The 16,460-nt window shown below is 49.9% G+C and carries 14 protein-coding genes and 1 riboswitch; of the genes, 2 read left to right on the top strand and 12 right to left on the bottom strand.

Annotated features, from left to right (window positions below; translation table 11 throughout):
- Positions 1-232 precede the first annotated feature (232 nt).
- The gene (locus BLS14_RS18130) at positions 233-1,630 is read right to left on the bottom strand and encodes an L-cystine transporter (protein WP_072734253.1); all 1,398 of its coding nucleotides are present in this window, start codon (positions 1,628-1,630) and stop codon (positions 233-235) included.
- 334 nt (positions 1,631-1,964) lie between these two features.
- On the opposite strand from BLS14_RS18130, the gene BLS14_RS18125 reads away from it, so the two are divergent.
- Complete coding sequence (locus BLS14_RS18125) at positions 1,965-3,665, top strand: methyl-accepting chemotaxis protein (RefSeq protein WP_090953234.1); 1,701 nt, start codon at positions 1,965-1,967, stop codon at positions 3,663-3,665.
- A 151-nt stretch (positions 3,666-3,816) separates the two neighbouring features.
- Here the strand turns inward: BLS14_RS18125 and BLS14_RS18120 are convergent, their stop codons facing one another.
- The 11 genes from BLS14_RS18120 to cobD all read right to left on the bottom strand — a co-directional run bounded on the left by BLS14_RS18120 (position 3,817) and on the right by cobD (position 15,032).
- Entirely contained in the window at positions 3,817-5,358 is a 1,542-nt protein-coding gene (locus tag BLS14_RS18120) for a cobyric acid synthase (RefSeq protein WP_090953400.1), read from the bottom strand.
- A gap of 72 nt (positions 5,359-5,430) precedes the next feature.
- Entirely contained in the window at positions 5,431-6,321 is an 891-nt protein-coding gene (cobS, locus tag BLS14_RS18115) for an adenosylcobinamide-GDP ribazoletransferase (RefSeq protein ID WP_090808229.1), read from the bottom strand.
- Complete coding sequence (gene cobU, locus BLS14_RS18110; RefSeq protein ID WP_090808227.1) at positions 6,318-6,878, bottom strand: bifunctional adenosylcobinamide kinase/adenosylcobinamide-phosphate guanylyltransferase; 561 nt, start codon at positions 6,876-6,878, stop codon at positions 6,318-6,320. Before cobU ends, cobS begins: the two co-directional genes overlap by 4 nt.
- Entirely contained in the window at positions 6,875-8,005 is a 1,131-nt protein-coding gene (gene cobT / locus BLS14_RS18105) for a nicotinate-nucleotide--dimethylbenzimidazole phosphoribosyltransferase (RefSeq protein WP_090953398.1), read from the bottom strand. Before cobT ends, cobU begins: the two co-directional genes overlap by 4 nt.
- 47 nt (positions 8,006-8,052) lie before the next feature.
- Positions 8,053-8,874 carry an ABC transporter ATP-binding protein gene (locus tag BLS14_RS18100; RefSeq protein ID WP_371121647.1) on the bottom strand — a complete coding sequence of 274 codons (822 nt, stop codon included), beginning with the start codon at positions 8,872-8,874 and terminating at the stop codon, positions 8,053-8,055.
- Positions 8,871-9,917: a FecCD family ABC transporter permease gene (locus tag BLS14_RS18095; protein WP_090808224.1), complete on the bottom strand. Its 1,047-nt coding sequence runs from the start codon at positions 9,915-9,917 to the stop codon at positions 8,871-8,873. The genes BLS14_RS18100 and BLS14_RS18095 overlap by 4 nt, the downstream gene beginning before the upstream one ends.
- Complete coding sequence (locus BLS14_RS18090; protein ID WP_371121646.1) at positions 9,914-10,918, bottom strand: ABC transporter substrate-binding protein; 1,005 nt, start codon at positions 10,916-10,918, stop codon at positions 9,914-9,916. Before BLS14_RS18090 ends, BLS14_RS18095 begins: the two co-directional genes overlap by 4 nt.
- Before the next feature lie 199 nt (positions 10,919-11,117).
- A riboswitch (cobalamin riboswitch) is annotated at positions 11,118-11,255 on the bottom strand.
- Positions 11,256-11,421: 166 nt separating this feature from the next.
- Positions 11,422-12,069, bottom strand: a complete 648-nt coding sequence (locus tag BLS14_RS18085) for a histidine phosphatase family protein (RefSeq protein ID WP_176854597.1) — start codon at positions 12,067-12,069, stop codon at positions 11,422-11,424.
- Positions 12,060-13,040 carry an adenosylcobinamide-phosphate synthase CbiB gene (cbiB, locus tag BLS14_RS18080; protein ID WP_090953395.1) on the bottom strand — a complete coding sequence of 327 codons (981 nt, stop codon included), beginning with the start codon at positions 13,038-13,040 and terminating at the stop codon, positions 12,060-12,062. The genes BLS14_RS18085 and cbiB overlap by 10 nt, the downstream gene beginning before the upstream one ends.
- A gap of 44 nt (positions 13,041-13,084) precedes the next feature.
- Positions 13,085-13,903, bottom strand: a complete 819-nt coding sequence (locus BLS14_RS18075; RefSeq protein ID WP_090953230.1) for an adenosylcobinamide amidohydrolase — start codon at positions 13,901-13,903, stop codon at positions 13,085-13,087.
- Complete coding sequence (gene cobD, locus BLS14_RS18070) at positions 13,884-15,032, bottom strand: threonine-phosphate decarboxylase CobD (RefSeq protein ID WP_090953228.1); 1,149 nt, start codon at positions 15,030-15,032, stop codon at positions 13,884-13,886. The genes BLS14_RS18075 and cobD overlap by 20 nt, the downstream gene beginning before the upstream one ends.
- A 211-nt stretch (positions 15,033-15,243) precedes the next feature.
- Between cobD and BLS14_RS18065 the strand changes: the two genes are divergently transcribed.
- On the top strand, positions 15,244-16,245 hold the full coding sequence (locus BLS14_RS18065; protein WP_064639935.1) for a lipoate--protein ligase: 1,002 nt from the start codon (positions 15,244-15,246) through the stop codon (positions 16,243-16,245).
- The last annotated feature ends 215 nt before the right edge of the window (positions 16,246-16,460 follow it).

Genomic DNA, 16,460 nt, shown 5'->3' with positions numbered 1-16,460 from the left:
ATTACGCGGGATGGTTACGAACCGCGGTTTGACTCTGGGCCAAAACATGAATACTCTATCACATTTCCCCAAGCTTGAACAGCACTAAATAACTCCAACTGGCTTCAGATGATATTTACCGTATGCCCAACGGATGCTAAAAGCAAAAAGCCGCCCTCCGGATTAACCCGAAGAACGGCAGCTCTTGCATGGCTTGTGGCAGTAACTGCCATCCGCCTATTATGAATCTGAATTACGCCTGAACGGCTGAATCCAGATCACGACTTTGATCATTAAATGTATCATGATCGTTTTCTTTCAGAATTTTGCTGGTCACAAGTCCTGAAGTCATAGACCCGTTCACGTTCAATGCTGTACGACCCATATCGATCAACGGTTCAACCGAGATCAACAATCCTGCCAGAGCTACCGGCAAGTTCATCGTGGACAACACGATCAGGGAAGCGAAGGTTGCCCCGCCGCCTACACCAGCTACACCGAATGAACTGATCATGACAACCAGGATCAGGGTAATAATGAAGTCCCAGCTCAGCGGATCGATTCCGACCGTTGGAGCAATCATCACCGCCAGCATGGCCGGATAGATCCCGGCGCAGCCGTTTTGACCAATCGTGGCCCCAAAGCTTGCTGACAGATTCGCAATCCCGTCGGATACACCCAGTTTCTTCGTCTGCGTCTCCACGTTAAGCGGAATTGCTGCCGCACTAGAACGGGAGGTAAAGGCAAATACCAGCGTAGGTAGAACCTTTTTCAGATACGTAAGTGGGTTGAACCCAGAGAGCGCAATGATAATCAGATGAATGATGAACATGACGAGCAACGCAACATAGGATGCAATCACGAATTTGATCAGCTTCAGAATCTCATCCGCATTCGTGGTGGCCGTTACCTTTGTAATCAGTGCCAAAATTCCGTAAGGCGTCAGCCTGAGCACCAGTGTTACAATTCGCATAACCACCGCATATACCGCATTGACCATGCCTCGGAATGTTTCCGCCTGCTGTGGTTTTTTGCGATCCAATCCGAGCACCGCCACACCGATAAACGCCGAGAAAATAACAACCGCCAGTGTGGATGTACGACGTTCTCCGGTCATGTCCGCGAATGGATTCGACGGAATGAACTCCAGTACTTGCTGTGGAATCGTCTGATCCTTCACGTCAACGAGACGTTCCTCCATCTTCTGTCCTTGTGCAAGCTCTCTGTCTCCACCTTCGATCTCAATGGAAGTCAGGTTGAAGCTCAAGCTTGTCACAATGCTGACCCCTGCGGCAATAGCCGTCGTGATCAACAAGATCGCGATAATCGAAACACTCATTTTACCGAGATTCTGCTTGCCTTTCAGATTCATGATGGCCGATATGATAGAGACCATGATCAATGGAATCACGACCATTTGTAACAAACGAACATATCCTGAACCGGCCAGATTAAACCAATCGACCGACTTGGTAATGATTTCAGAATCAGATGTGTAGATCAGTTGCAGAATGACGCCGTATACAACCCCAATGCCCAAACCCGCAAATACACGCTTGGTAAAGGAAATATGTTTCTTCTGCATCCAGTACAGGACACCCAGAAGAGCGAGCATAACCACTACGTTCAAAATGATTAAAAAGGTATTCATCTGTATAAATCCTCCTCAGTGTGAGTAACCGGATATTCCGGTTTTCTACTCGCTCAAAAGCGATATTCAACAATATATCACATAACAAACTATTCTGGTAGGTATTAATTGATATTATGTAATATGCGTGTAATAAATTCATCTATTCCTGAAAAAAATACACTGAATCGTGAAAATTATTGTATTCAACCTCCGGTTAATTTTGTAATATAGGTATATCCGCTTATTCCCAAGTTTTCTCAACGTGAAAATTAGGCCTTTCTTCGTTGGTATTTAGTCTTACGATAACGGAAAAGCGACGATGTTAATGAACATGACGTGAAAGGATGATCCTATGTTTCGAAATCGCACCGTTGCCGGTAAAATCAGAGGCACTTTGTTCCTCGTACTGCTGGTTGCTTCCCTGTTGTTTAGTATCAGTTTCTATGCTGTCTCCATGAATATTATGCAGAGTTACGTGCTTCCACAGTTCGACAAGGTCCTGGGCACGTCCATTCAGGATATATACAAAAACACATCCGCTTCTAAAATTTTGCAAGTACAGAGTGGCGGAGCTGGCTCTGAGGGTGCTGCACTGACCGTGGAATCCTATTTGGCTGGCAAAGCCAAAGAGCATAATCTGGACGGAGCATACGTTGTCTCTATTCAGGATGGTAAAGCTACGGTTGTCATCGCAAATACCTCCTCGGGCATGAAAGCCGGAGATGAGATTAAAGTAGAAGCAGCAATGAATGAGGCCACTGAGAAAAAAGAAATGGAAATCAGCCAAGTTTATGCCGATTCCTTCGGTGTACATAAAGCAGCCTTTATTCCGATCGCAGGAAGTAACATGATCATGGCTGTTAGCATGGATGCCCAATTCATTCAGGACAAAATTGCACAGATCTTCTGGTTGTGCCTCGGTATCACGGCATTGGTCTTTTTGCTCGGATGGCTCATCTCAACAAGCATGATCAAACGTGTAACCAAGCCGATCATTCAGCTCGTTCAACATAGCAAACAGATATCACAAGGAGATCTGACTGCTGAACTTCAGATTAAAGGTAAGGATGAAATTGCACAGCTCGCTTCAAGCTTCCAGACGATGACTCATAATCTGAAAGAAATGATTAGCCGTGCCCTCTCCACATCCAATGAAGTTGTGGAAGGCTCCAATGATTTGCTCAAACGGGTAGAATCCATGTCCGGTATGGTGAAAGACTCCAGTCGTTCTGCAGAAAGTGCCGAGAAAGGCAGCGTAAGTATCGCTTCCAGCGCAGCCGAAAATGCCAGAGCCATGGAAGAAATCACGCAAGGCATCATGCATATTGCCTCCTCTTCTGCCGAAGTATCCGAGCAGATCGGAGATGCTGCAAACGAAGCTGTTAACGGTAACCGTCTGGCACAGGATGCCATTCAGCAAATGGAACGTGTCGGCCAGACCGCGAGCGAATCTCTGTGTTATGTGGAAACGATGAACGAGCGCTCGATCGCGATAGGAACTATCGTTCAATCCATTTTTGAAATCACGAAACAGATTAACATGCTGTCCCTCAACGCTTCCATTGAAGCAGCACGTGCTGGAGAGCATGGACGCGGGTTTGCCGTTGTTGCCGGAGAAGTACGCAAACTGGCGGAGCAATCCAAAACAGCTACGGAGGAAATCTCCGATTACCTGGGAACCATCCGTGAAGATGCTGAACGTTCGGTTGATGCTATGAACCGCGTAACCCAAGAGATTGGATCAGGTACTCACGTGGTTCAACAGGCAGGCTCCGCATTCCAGCAGCTTAACGAATTGATCCAGAACGTCAATCTGACCATTCAGACGGTATCGGCCTCTACCCAGCAAGTATCAGCTGGAGCTGAACAAGTCAGTGCTTCCGTGGAAGAAACGGCTCAGATCACGTCCAAATCCCGTCAAAGCATGCAAGAGATTGCTTCTACAGCGGATCTCCAACTGAATGAAATGGACTCCCATTCCAGCACGGTACGTCATCTACATGAGCAAGCGGTAGAACTGCAATCCGCCATGAAGAACTTCAAAATAAACTAACCGGAATACCTTTAACCCATTATTTCCATATTCGAATCAAACTTTAACATTAGGTACACAAATACCCCCATGCTCAGCATCGTTCCAGGTTTCAAGGAACGTTGCCACACATGGGGGTATTCTTTTGGACTGCACACCAGGATGCTTCCTTTTATTCAGGTGGCTGAACGCCCATAATCTCGTATACACGCTGCATGTTCAATGAAGAACGTAATGATTCAGCTACACGGTCAAACTCCATTTCCTTACGTTCACGTGCGCTGTACGTCTCCAGTAGCGGAGCAAGCCCTTTTCCTTCACGCAGACCATTGAGCCATGAACGCCGGAATTGATCACTTTCAAACAAACCATGCAGGTATGTTCCCCACACTTTGCCGTCAGTCGTGCCCCAGCCTTCATTGAAGGATTGACCTCCCGGATGGGCGATTTCGAATAAGGCCGTTACACGTTCAGGCTCAATACACTCGGTAACACCCATATGAATCTCGTATCCATTAATCTTCAACGAGTTTGCTGCATCACTTTCCTTGGGCAAACGAATTGGATGAAGACCGTGTACATGCCCAGAGGCTCTTACCGTTTGTTTGTTCTGTAGAAATGTTGTCGATAGGGGCAGCCATCCCAATCCATGGGCTTCCTGAATCTGATTCGCTTCTACCGCAAATGGATCTTTGAGATGCTGACCGAGCATCTGATATCCACCACATATCCCAACAAGCTGAACATGTTCACGCTCCGTCTGGCTGGCAATCGCTTGCTCCAGTCCCGACGCACGCAGAAATGCCAGATCACCGATCGTATCCTTCGTACCTGGAAGCAGAATGGCGTCGGGATGCCCCAATTCATCGGGAGAAGTCACATATCGCACATTCACATCCGGTTCCCTGGAAAGGGCATCAAAGTCTGTAAAGTTTGAAATACGCGGATAACGAATCACTGCCAGGTCCAGCTCCTGCTGACCGGATTTGCCGTGTCGCATGGAGTCCAGCACCACGGAGTCTTCCGCTTCAATCTGAATATCGCTTATGTAAGGCAATACGCCCAATACAGGAATGCCTGTCCGTTCTTCAAGCCAGTCCAACCCAGGCTGCAGCAAGGACAGATCTCCACGAAACTTGTTGATGATGAATCCTTTTACACGCTGAACCTCATGCGGCTCCAGCAGCTCCAGAGTACCTACAATGGAGGCAAAGACACCGCCACGATCAATATCCGATATCAGAATAACCGGAGCATCCGCCCAGCCTGCCAGATTCATATTAACGATATCCCGATCCTTCAGATTAATCTCCGCAGGACTTCCCGCACCTTCCATCAGCACAATATCATACGTCGCGCGCAACCGATTCAGCGCATCCATGACCGTTTGTTTGGCTTGGGGCAGGAAATGCTGCCGGTAGTCCCACGCACTCATCTGTGTAAGAGGCACACCGTGCACGACAATCTGAGAATGCATATCCCGAATCGGCTTGATCAGGATTGGATTCATATCCGTTGTCGCTTCAATGCCGCATGCCTCGGCTTGTGCTCCTTGGGCTCTTCCGATTTCCTTGCCGTCTTCCGTGACGTAAGAATTCAGTGCCATGTTCTGTGATTTGAACGGAGCCGGCCTGAAGCCATCCTGCTTGAATATTCGGCATAAGGCCGTCGTAATTACACTTTTCCCCACATCCGATGCCGTCCCTTGCAGCATTACTACTGCTGCCTTTTGTTCGGACGTTTGTGCAGAAGTATCTTCCACGTTCCCTCACCACCACTCTCAGCGTTATATCAAAAAGAATCCCTGTAACAGACTAAGTACCGTTAGCAGTGCGGCCTCAAGCAGCTCATTCATGGCTCCATATGTGTCCCCTGTAAGTCCACCCAGCCTTTCGCTGATACGCCCGGCAACGAATTTGCCAATCACATAACCAGCCAATGGTACCACAATGATCGCTGCAACAGGATATAGCCACCATGGTAACGTCCCCAATCCATTCTCCGTCGCCAGTACCTGGAACATGGCTGTATCCGGCTGGAAGATCCATACCGCAGCCCATGTGATCACACCTGCCAGAATGGTTAGCCCAACCGCGGAGCTTCGTGCACGCTGGACTTCCCTCCGTTCCCCCAATCCCTTGAACAGGACAGCGAGTCCATCGTCCTTGCGGGCATTCGGCCAGGCCGCCATGGCATATACCATGAACCAACGGCTCCAGATCATCGGCAGGATGAGCAAAGCTCCATAGGCCCAGTTACCACGTGCGATAAAGTCAGCAATCAATGCTGCTTTCATCATCAACAGCAGGACACAGGCGATTACGCCCATGGCCCCCACACGACTGTCTTTCATAATCTCCAGCATTCGCTCACGGGTTCGATAACTGAGTAGCCCATCTGCCGTATCCATCCAGCCATCCAGATGAAGGCCTCCGGTTAGCCATACCCATAACGTCAAGGTTAACACCGCTGCCGGAAACGATGGAAGCAGTGCACCCGTCAGGGCTCCGCCCAGCCAGACGCATAATCCGATGACCGCACCAACCAGCGGGTAATACACTACACTCTCCCGCAATAATGGCGGGACGAAATCAAGCTGCATTTTCACCGGGAAACGGGACAGAAATTGAAAAGCGGCCGCAGCCGCATGTTTTTGTTCAAGATCGCCTTTACTCATAAACGATACTCCCTGCTTTTCAGCTCAATCGCAATGCCCACTGTCACCAGAAACACTTCGCGGCAAACCGCGGCAATCCGCTGATTGAGAATGCCCGCCAGATCCCGATATCTTCTGCCCAGCGCATACTCCGGCACAATACCGTCCCCTACTTCATTGGTGACAAGCACGAGCAGACCCGGATACGACTGGATGGCCGCTACCAGCGCATCCATATGATCGTACAGCACCTGCACTGGTTCATGTTCATGCGCTAACAGCACATTGCTGAGCCACAGTGTCAGACAATCTACCAGAACGGTCGGTGCAAACGTACCTGTATGGGACTCTCCCATTCGTGTAATTAACTCAGGCAATGCCAGCGGTTCCTCCACCGTATGCCATAGATATCCTGCTTCATCCCGCTGGCTCTGATGCAGGCGTATACGCTCGCGCATCTCGTCATCATAAGCTTGAGCCGTAGCGACATACCAAGCCTCAGAGGATCGCTGCATACAGAGACGCTCGGCAAACGAACTTTTGCCACTTCGCGCCCCGCCTGTCACGAGTACACTCATGAGGATACCTCTCCTTGTACAGAGGAATCAGCAGAAGCTGATGAAGACTCCGTAGGTTGAGTCTCGTTCGTGCCACCAGATACACCCGCACTTGCAAATGTCGCCATCTCGTTCAAAATGCGGCATGACGCATCAATCAGATGAAGACTAAGCACGCCTCCGGTACCTTCACCCAGTCGCATGTCCAGATCCAGCATGGGCTTCAGGCCCAGTTCACGCAGCAACGCTGCATGTCCACTTTCATGCGATGTGTGGGAAGCAATCATGTATTCTGCGCTGAGCGGAGCAAGATGACTCGCAATCAACGCGGCAGCGGTGGAGATAAATCCATCCACGACAACCGGGCATCCGTTTGCAGCAGCAGCAAGAATCACGCCTGTCAGTCCGGCAATCTCCAGTCCGCCCACTTTGCACAGTACATCGAGTGCATCGTCTGCATTCGGAGCATTCACGCTGAGGGCTTGGCTGACTACTGCGGCTTTGCGCTGCAAACCGATATCATCTACGCCTGTTCCCCGGCCAACCGCTGAAGCAGGTGCTGTTCCGGTTAATGCACACATCACCGCAGCGCTAGCAGTTGTATTCCCGATCCCCATCTCTCCGGTCACAAACAACTGCGTTCCCTTCGCAACCTCGGTGGAGACCACTTCAGCTCCTGCAAGAATGGCCTGAATCGCCTCGCCCCGGGTCATGGCAGCACCCTTCGCCATGTTGGCTGTTCCTTTACGGACTTTACGGGAGACCAGGTCTGGATGATCCAGATCCGCATTCACCCCGATATCCACACAGATCACATGAGCTCCAGCGTGGCGCGCAAGTACATTGACAGCCGCTCCCCCTGCTAGGAAATTCAGGACCATCTGCGGCGTTACCTCAGCAGGAAAAGCACTAATCCCTTCTTCAACCACCCCATGATCCGCAGCCATAACGATGACAGCTCTTCGATCAAAGCAAGGCCGAGCCTCACTGGTGATCCCCGCCAGACGAATAACTAGCTGTTCAAGCTTGCCCAGACTGCCGGGTGGCTTCGTCAATGCATCCACATGCGCGGAAGCTTCAGCCGCAACTGCCTCATGTGGACCCACGATCCGACCCATTAACTGTTCCAACACCTGTTCATTATTCATACAGCCAGCACTTCCTTTATCAAAATATGGGGTCTCCCCCGCCTCATTCATTTCTTCTCTCGTCTTAGCAAAAGCTGTGGCAATCCATTGTCGGGATGATTCACCATGGCCGGGCTCACCCGGAAGATCTCCCGAATGTTCTCTTCCGTCATCAACGAATGGGGTGTGCCACTGCCTACACAAGTCCCGTCACGTAGCGCCAGAATATGATCGCAAAATTGCGCGGCCAGATTCAGATCATGCAGCACTGCCACAATCGTAATATGATTTTTTTGACGCCACGCTGATAATAACTCCATGAATTGCAATTGATATTTGATATCGAGAAAGGTGGTTGGCTCGTCCAGCAATAATAGTCTGGGTTCCTGAGCCATGACTTTGGCAAGCGCAACCCGCTGCCGTTGCCCGCCACTCAGTGCATCCAAAGGTCGTTCGGCCATGTCACTCAGACCCAACTCCTCTAACACCTTATCAACTACTGCTGCTCCATCCGACGATTCTTTGCCAAGCCAGTTCTGATAAGGGTAACGTCCCATCTCGACAACATCTCTTACGGGATAAGAGATGACCGGCAGACCATCCTGCTGCAAGACCGCAATCATACGTGACAAATCTTTACGGGTGTATGAGGAAATATCGCGTCCATCAATCTGTATGCTGCCTGCGTTCGGCTGTTCGGTTCCGGCAAGTAGCTGAATCAGGGTCGATTTTCCACTGCCGTTTGGACCAACAACGCCCCACCATTCACCCTCTTTGACTTTCCAGTCCACTGCATGCAGAGCCCGATGGTTACCATACATTTTACCAGCTTCCGTGACCTCTATCATCGGCCGGCTCTCGGTAAGGTCTGTTTTCATGAATGTGCTCATGGCATCATCCCCTTCCGCAGCTTTTTGTTCCGGTGTAGCAGATACGCGAAGAATGGCGCTCCAACGAAAGCCGTAACCACACCCAGCGGAATTTCGGTTGGGGCCAGCAATGAGCGTGCAATCGTATCTGCCCAGACCATGAAGATGGCTCCCCCAATCGCGGACAAAGGCACCAGCAATCGATAATCAGGTCCGACGATGAGCCGAAGAATATGCGGAATGACCAATCCGACGAAGCCAATCACGCCGGATACGGAGACAGCGCCTGCCGTAAGCAGCGTACCCACAGCTAACACCGACAGTTTCAATCCATCCACCTTAACCCCGATATGAGCAGCCTGTCGTTCCCCCAAGGCAAGCACATTCAACGAACGCGCACGGCTCCAGAGGAAAATCAGCCCCAGCACAAAATACGGGAAAAGGATGGCCGTATACGACCACCCACGCAGTGCCAGACTTCCCATCGTCCAGTATATAATTTCATTGATTGTCTGCTTCGACATGGTCGACAGGAAGGAGACTACGGCTCCCAGGAAACTTTGCATGACCACGCCAGCCAGAATGAGGCTGTGTGTCGGTATTTTGCGTCCCTCACGAGCGAGGGCCAGCACAAACCACAATGTAACTACTCCCGTCAGAAACGCGACCAGTGGCAGAGTCCAGATCCCAATCAGTGCATACTGCAATCCGAAAAAAATCAGAAAAGCCGCACCTACCGATGCACCGGACGATACGCCCAGGGTAAACGGATCAGCCAGAGGGTTACGAAGAACCCCCTGGAATCCAGTTCCGGCAATCGCCAGCGATGCACCTACAAGCACGGCAAGCAGTACACGTGGGAATCTGACCTTCCATATAATCTGTTCTGCTGCTGTATTCCAGTCAGGAACAATCCAGTCGCCCAGCCAGGGGATGCGATGAAGCAAGATGCCCGCAATGTCCCGGACAGGCAGGGCAACCGAACCGATGCCCGTGCAGATGAGCACGGTTAACACAAGCAGCACAATTCCGGCCGTTCCGTACACTGCCAGCTTTTTACTCATTTGAACAGATCAGGGTAGATCGCTTTGGCTACTTCTTTCAGACCTTGGGTTACCCGTGGTCCCGGACGGCTCAACAGGTTGGCATCCAGACCGATGACTGCATCGTTTTTCACAGCCGTGATTTGATCCCATCCGCTGCGTGCTTTGATGATTTGATCCAATGTTTTGGAATTTTCATCAATGACATCGTTCGCATATAGAATGACGTCCGGGTTAGAAGCAATAATGTTCTCTTCATTAATCTGATTCCAGCCAGTCAAGTCGGAAGCTACGTTGTTTCCTCCGGCAAGTGTGATCAATTCATCCATGAATTCGCCTTTACCCACAGTCCAGCCTGGAGAGAATTCAACGTATACTTTTTTCTTTTCTTCTGGTTTAACTGCCTTCACAGCTTCAGTTACATCAGCCACATCTTTTTTCATCTGGGTGATGATCTCCTGTGCTTTTTCCTGATGATCCGTGATTTTACCAAAAGTTTCAATGTTATTCATCACATCATCCACTGATTTAGGATCTGTTTTGAAAATGGTAATGCCCAGATCGCGCAGTTTCTTCACCGACTCTTTGCTCATCGAGATACCTGTAAATACGATGTCAGCTTCAGCTGCAATGATCGACTCTTCATTAGGCTTTGTTATGCCGCCCATTTTTGGTTTCTTTGTTGCTGCTTCCGGATAATCGTCATAGTCGGATACCCCTACGATCTGCTCGTCCAATCCGAGTGCGAACAGGGATTCCGTTTCAGCCGGAGATACGGATACGATTTTGGCTGGTGCTTTGTCAAAGGTAAATGATTCACCCGTAGCATCTGTAACCGTGAGTGGATATTGTGTTTTGAGATCTGTTTTCGCCTGTTCCTGGGATTGCTCCTGTGCAGGTTGCGAGGTTCCTGTACCCTCGTTCGTTGTTGTTGTACCACATCCGGCCAACGTCAGTGCCAGCATCGCTGCGCTCAGCAGTGACGCTACGCCTTTCCATGTCTTGAAATTCATTGTGTTCATTCTCCCCTTCTCTATCCATTCTAGTGAGTAGTGCTCCTGTCCCAATTCCGCTTGAATTTGTGTTCCGAAAAAATAAAATCCCTAATCCTTGGGTCAGGATCAGGGATGACGTCTCGCATGTGGCGATCTGCGCATGATCAGCTTGGCGCTGTATATGCACAGAGAACTGCCCGAAACGCTGTCCTTTCCTCGAAGGAACACCGGTTTATACGTCCAGGGCAGGTAACCTGACTTACAGGAATTCATCCTGATTTACAGTGGCGGGACCGTGCCGGATTTACACCGGCTTCCCTATTTCACCCGTTTGCCGTTCATCGCCTTATATAAAAGCATGAAACATTACTGCATGCACTCGGGACCCATGGTCGCTAATATTGTTTAACCATTCAAGTGAGCATCCTGCATCGTTGGCAGGGCTTGTTGAGCCTCCATCCGATGATGCACTTGCTAAGTCACACTTCTGTTGTGATTATAGGTTATATTGTACATCCTTACAACCCGATTTACGGAAAAGTCAATCTGGTTCCAACCCAGCTATCCCCATCGCCAGCCAGCCGGATCTTTATCGCTTGTCCTGGTACTACCTGCGTATCCCAGAAATCTTGATTCGGAATGAGACGTGACACAATATAACGAATAACACCGCCATGCGTAATCACGGCTACTTTTGGCACGTTTATGCTGCGAGAGTGCAGTATTGGTGAAAAGGACATCAGACACTCTTCCATAAATGAATCAATCCGCGCTGCAAATGCTGTCCAAGGCTCGCCACTCGGTGGCGTTACCTCATGCGGCGCATCGATCCAGTCTCGGTACTGCGAATTGTCCTTGAGCTGATCGTAGGTCAACCCCTCCCACTGACCAAAGTCGATCTCCCTCAATCGGGCATCAAGCTTGGCCTGTCCCATTTGGGACGATGCAATGTGTGAAAGTGTCTGCTGACAACGCAGCATATCACTGCAATACAAGGCGTCGCATGTGATATCGCTACACTGCTCACGCAGCGAAGATAGCTCCTGCTTTGCCTCAGGCAACAGTCCGATGTCAGTATGCCCAAGATACCTTTTTTCCAAGTTCCACGCCGTTGTACCATGACGTATCAAAATAATCTCACGGCTTTGCATGCCACCATGTCCAGCTTCTATCTCCATAACAGTGCACCTCCAGCAGACCATATCCCGAAGGTGACCAACCAACATAATAAAACAAAAGAACCTGCCGACCAGAACATAAGCCGTGTTGTTCGTACAATATCTTCTGCTTCCATCCGTCTTGTAGGCTCGCCCATATATGCGCGAAATGAAGCAACGCCGTGATATACGTTATGTCCACCAAGTCTTATGCCCAGCGCTCCGGCCACCGCCGACTCGGGAAAACCGCTATTTGGGCTTGGGTGCAGTCGTGCATCCCGGGACACCATGTGTGCTGCCCCTCTGGCATCCAGCTTCATGAACCAAGCTCCTATAATTAACAGCAAGGCGGTAAGCCGCGCGGGAATCCAGTTGGCCCAATCATCTAGACGGGCAGACGCCCAACCGAGATGCAGATATTTTTCATTTTTATAACCTACCATCGAATCCAGTGTATTCACCGCTCGATAGGCCATGGCAAGTGGTGCACCACCAATCAGGGCATAGAACAGTGGAGAGACGATGGCATCCACGATATTCTCCGCCACAGTCTCTACCGTCCCACGCACAACCTCCGGTTCATCCAGATGAGCCGTATCACGTCCTACAATCATACCCAGTGAACGTCTCGCCGCAGGCCAATCTTGTTGACTCAGATGGCGGTAAACTTCCATACCTGCATCCTTCAAACCTTTCGAGGCAATGGTGGTTGCGATTAACACCACTTCTGCCACAACCGCAACAGCGGGATGAATAAGACCCAGCACATAGATCAATCCCCAAGTCAGTGCAAAAGAACCGCCTGCAATCAAAAGGGGAAATAATACGCCCGCTCTTTTGAGAGCCTGGTTCGAGTCCACCCGCGATCTTATCGCCCGCTCCAGTGCAGAGATGGCCTTTCCCATGCCAATCACCGGATGAGGAATCCAGCGTGGATCTCCGATGCAGCGATCCAATATGTATGCTCCTACAATAATCCAGGCTCCAGCCATTCCCGTCCAGATCGGCCAAGAAGCCCATTGAATCAGCAGAGATGTCATTGCTTGTTATTCCTCTCTTTCCACTCCTGCGCGGCTTGCAGGCTTTCCGTTATCGTGTCATACACCAGCCTGCCGATCGCTGCACCCATGACCGTAGCCGTCCCGGCGTAACTTATGAGCGGTTTATTTACTTCAGCCTGGCTTACCGCGAGTACGATGGCATCCGTTGTTGTTCCGGTTGCGGTTAGACCATTCTCTGAATCGGCCACACCGAAATCAGCTAACGCAGCGGCCTTCGCCTCTACCGCAGTCTGAATGGCATTCACCATCGCTCCAGCAGTCATACGCCCATTCATCCACAACATGATATTGATCGTACCGGGAGTATAGGTTGAAGTCGAAACCTTCCCAATTTTCTGGGACACCGTCCCATTGCTCATCTCATTCCCCGCAGCATCAAACACGGTTCTTGCAGAACCCGCCCGTGCAGCATTGGATACCCCTGCTGTAGTGCAGCAAAGTAATCCGAACTCATCACTTTCGTATTCCTGGATCGCTGTGTGCTCCAATCGAACGGCAGTCAGAAGACCGGCACATTGATCCTGCTGCTCCTGCCATTCACTCAACAGATCAGCAATATCACGTGGTGGATCGTCACAGCGATAATGTTTGTCCACATAGATGTTGAATATACGATCCAGTTCAATCATGCCGCCCCCATACACGGCACTGGAGAGTGCTGTTACAACAGAGGGGCTGGACGCTTTAATATGCCGTTCATGTGCAGAGACGAATAATCCTGGCCATACAGAAGATCTGTATTCATTTTGGTCCTTTTGTACATGGGAATAATAATTATAGAATGGCAGTGCCATCGCTTTGTCCCCCTGCCTCTAATCCGGTTGTCGGATTAGACGTAATTACATTTCCTATCGTTTCCAGAAAACGTCCGTTAGCCTCCGCGTCCTTGACCGCAAAACGTACATGTCGTTCCCCAAGTCCGGGATACATTGCGCAGCTTCGGATCAGTATACCGCGTTCACCGAGGGCAGCCTGGATGGACGTCGCTGTCCACGGCTCTGGCAGAGCTGCCAGTATAAAGTTCGCTTCCCCTCGCGTCACCTTACATCCCAAAGCCTTCAGGCCTTCCGTTAATCTCCCCCGCTCGTGTGAAACCAGTGCCAATGTCTCCTGTTCAAAATCCTCTCCGCTGCGCAAACAGGCTTCTCCTGCGATCAGTGCCAGCCCATTCACACTCCAGGTGACTTGTTTCTCTGTCATGGCACGGATCAGTTCGGGACGCCCCATCGCATAACCCAGACGCAGGCCTGGTATCGCATAAAACTTGGTCATTGAACGAATGATGATCACTTGCGGATACTCTTTCAAGCTGGATGCAAGCGATTGCCGCTGTGATTCAGGAATAAAATCGATAAATGCCTCATCGACAACCAATATCGTGCCTGTTGTCTCTGCATTACGAGCAAGCCGTTGCAGAACGTCCACCGGATACTGAACCCCATTGGGGTTGTTGGGCTGTCCAAGGAAAAGCAGGTCCACCCGCTCCATCAGCTTCTCAATATCTTCCGGTTCTGCTCGCCAGTCCAGCTCTTCCCGTCCTTGAACATGGTGGACTTCTGCTCCAAATTGTTTGGATAATGTGCTGTACTCCGAAAAACCGGGCTCTACCGTACCTACTCTACGCGGCGCAAGTCCAAGTAAGATTAGAGCCATGCTTTCCGCCGCCCCGTTGCCCACAGATATGTGATCCGGGGTTAAATCCAGCCGGTCACTAAGCAATATTTTGAACGCCCGATGACCCGGATCGGGGTAACGAAGTACCGTATGCATTCCTTGCTCCAAAGCCTTCAGCACTTCCCGAGGTGGACCCAGAGGATTAATGTTTGCGCTAAAATCGAGGAAATCTGCAGGATTCCCTCCAAAACGTGCCGCGGCCGTCTCCACATCACCGCCATGTCCGAAAACTTCAATTAAACCGGTCATCCTGTCCGTCATCCTTTCTGCATGTCCTTTTTATTATGGATGTCGTGGCAGGCAGGGGTCAATCCTGATTTGACTATTCAAGCCCTTTGCGGCTTCAATTTCTTTGTGTCCTTTCGACAATTCGTTTACAATAGAGAAGGAATTTCGATTCCGTAAAGCATCACTACATAAGGGATATACATCCCTCACATACATTAATGGAGGAATGACCATGCTGTTTGTTGATAACCAGGGCATTACAGATCCTTCTGTAAACCTCGCCATTGAGGAATACATTCTGAAGCATTTGCCGATGGATGACAGTTACTTGCTGTTTTACATCAACCGCCCGTCCATTATTATCGGAAAACACCAGAATACCATTGAAGAGATCAACATTGAGTATGTTCAGGATAACGGTGTTCAAGTCGTACGTCGTCTTTCGGGAGGCGGAGCCGTTTATCACGATCTGGGCAACCTCAATTTCAGCTTTATTACCAAAGATGACGGACAATCCTTCCATAACTTCCGCAAATTCACGCAGCCTGTGGTGGAGGCCCTGCAAGAGCTCGGAGTTAATGCCGAACTGACGGGACGTAACGATCTGCAAGTCGGAGAAAAGAAAATTTCGGGCAACGCCCAATTCTCTACGCGTGGCCGCATGTTCAGTCACGGTACATTGATGTTTAACCTGAACCTCGACCACGTCCAGGCTTCACTCAACGTTAATCCAGAGAAGTTCAAGTCCAAGAGCACCAAATCCGTGCGCTCTCGTGTAGCGAATATTCGTGATTTGATTGACAGCAATCTGACCATTGAACAATTCCGGGACGAGCTGCTCCGCCATATTTTCCGTATGGAGCCACAAGATGTTCCTCAATATGAACTCACAGAGAAAGACTGGGACAAGATCAACGAAATCTCTGCTGAGCGTTATAACAATTGGGACTGGAACTACGGGCTTTCCCCGGAAAGCAATGTGAAGCATACACGTAAATTCCCTGTCGGCATCATTGATCTGCGCATGAATATCAAAGATGGACGGATTGAAGATATCAAAATCTTTGGTGATTTCTTCGGCGTAGGCGATGTGGCGGATATCGAAGATATGCTGCGTGGCAAGCGTTACGAGGAATCTGAGGTGCGTACTGCACTTAAGGGTCTGGATGTAAAACATTACTTCGGTAACCTGGAGCTGGAGGACTTTATTGGCCTCATTTTCCTTGAAGAATAAAATTTAGATGTGAGTATAATTTTAGAACGAATTCCAGAATTACACGTTAACGGAGAAGGCAGAATCAATCTGAAGAAGCGAAGCGTTCGCCTTTATCCCCGGATTTCCCCTCTGGGGAATGGATTCAATGAAATCCGGGGATAACAGCGATCGAAAGATGAATCTGCAGTCGGAGTGGTCTCGTGTAATGCTTATCTATTCGTTCGTTGTTATAG

Origin of the sequence: Paenibacillus sp. OK060, assembly GCF_900101205.1 — a bacterium.
Lineage (GTDB): Bacteria > Bacillota > Bacilli > Paenibacillales > Paenibacillaceae > Paenibacillus > Paenibacillus marchantiae.
The sequence above is the reverse complement of the archived record's forward strand: the minus strand, read 5'-3'. Positions and strand labels throughout refer to the sequence as shown.

Coding starts and splice junctions, on each gene's coding strand:
- BLS14_RS18130 (WP_072734253.1), bottom strand. CDS start 1,630: ATGAATACCTTTTTAATCATTTTGAACGTAGTGGTTATGCTCGCTCTT.
- BLS14_RS18125 (WP_090953234.1), top strand. CDS start 1,965: ATGTTTCGAAATCGCACCGTTGCCGGTAAAATCAGAGGCACTTTGTTC.
- BLS14_RS18120 (WP_090953400.1), bottom strand. CDS start 5,358: ATGCTGCAAGGGACGGCATCGGATGTGGGGAAAAGTGTAATTACGACG.
- cobS (WP_090808229.1), bottom strand. CDS start 6,321: ATGAGTAAAGGCGATCTTGAACAAAAACATGCGGCTGCGGCCGCTTTT.
- cobU (WP_090808227.1), bottom strand. CDS start 6,878: ATGAGTGTACTCGTGACAGGCGGGGCGCGAAGTGGCAAAAGTTCGTTT.
- cobT (WP_090953398.1), bottom strand. CDS start 8,005: ATGAATAATGAACAGGTGTTGGAACAGTTAATGGGTCGGATCGTGGGT.
- BLS14_RS18100 (WP_371121647.1), bottom strand. CDS start 8,874: ATGAGCACATTCATGAAAACAGACCTTACCGAGAGCCGGCCGATGATA.
- BLS14_RS18095 (WP_090808224.1), bottom strand. CDS start 9,917: ATGAGTAAAAAGCTGGCAGTGTACGGAACGGCCGGAATTGTGCTGCTT.
- BLS14_RS18090 (WP_371121646.1), bottom strand. CDS start 10,918: ATGAACACAATGAATTTCAAGACATGGAAAGGCGTAGCGTCACTGCTG.
- BLS14_RS18085 (WP_176854597.1), bottom strand. CDS start 12,069: ATGGAGATAGAAGCTGGACATGGTGGCATGCAAAGCCGTGAGATTATT.
- cbiB (WP_090953395.1), bottom strand. CDS start 13,040: ATGGCTGGAGCCTGGATTATTGTAGGAGCATACATATTGGATCGCTGC.
- BLS14_RS18075 (WP_090953230.1), bottom strand. CDS start 13,903: ATGGCACTGCCATTCTATAATTATTATTCCCATGTACAAAAGGACCAA.
- cobD (WP_090953228.1), bottom strand. CDS start 15,032: ATGACCGGTTTAATTGAAGTTTTCGGACATGGCGGTGATGTGGAGACG.
- BLS14_RS18065 (WP_064639935.1), top strand. CDS start 15,244: ATGCTGTTTGTTGATAACCAGGGCATTACAGATCCTTCTGTAAACCTC.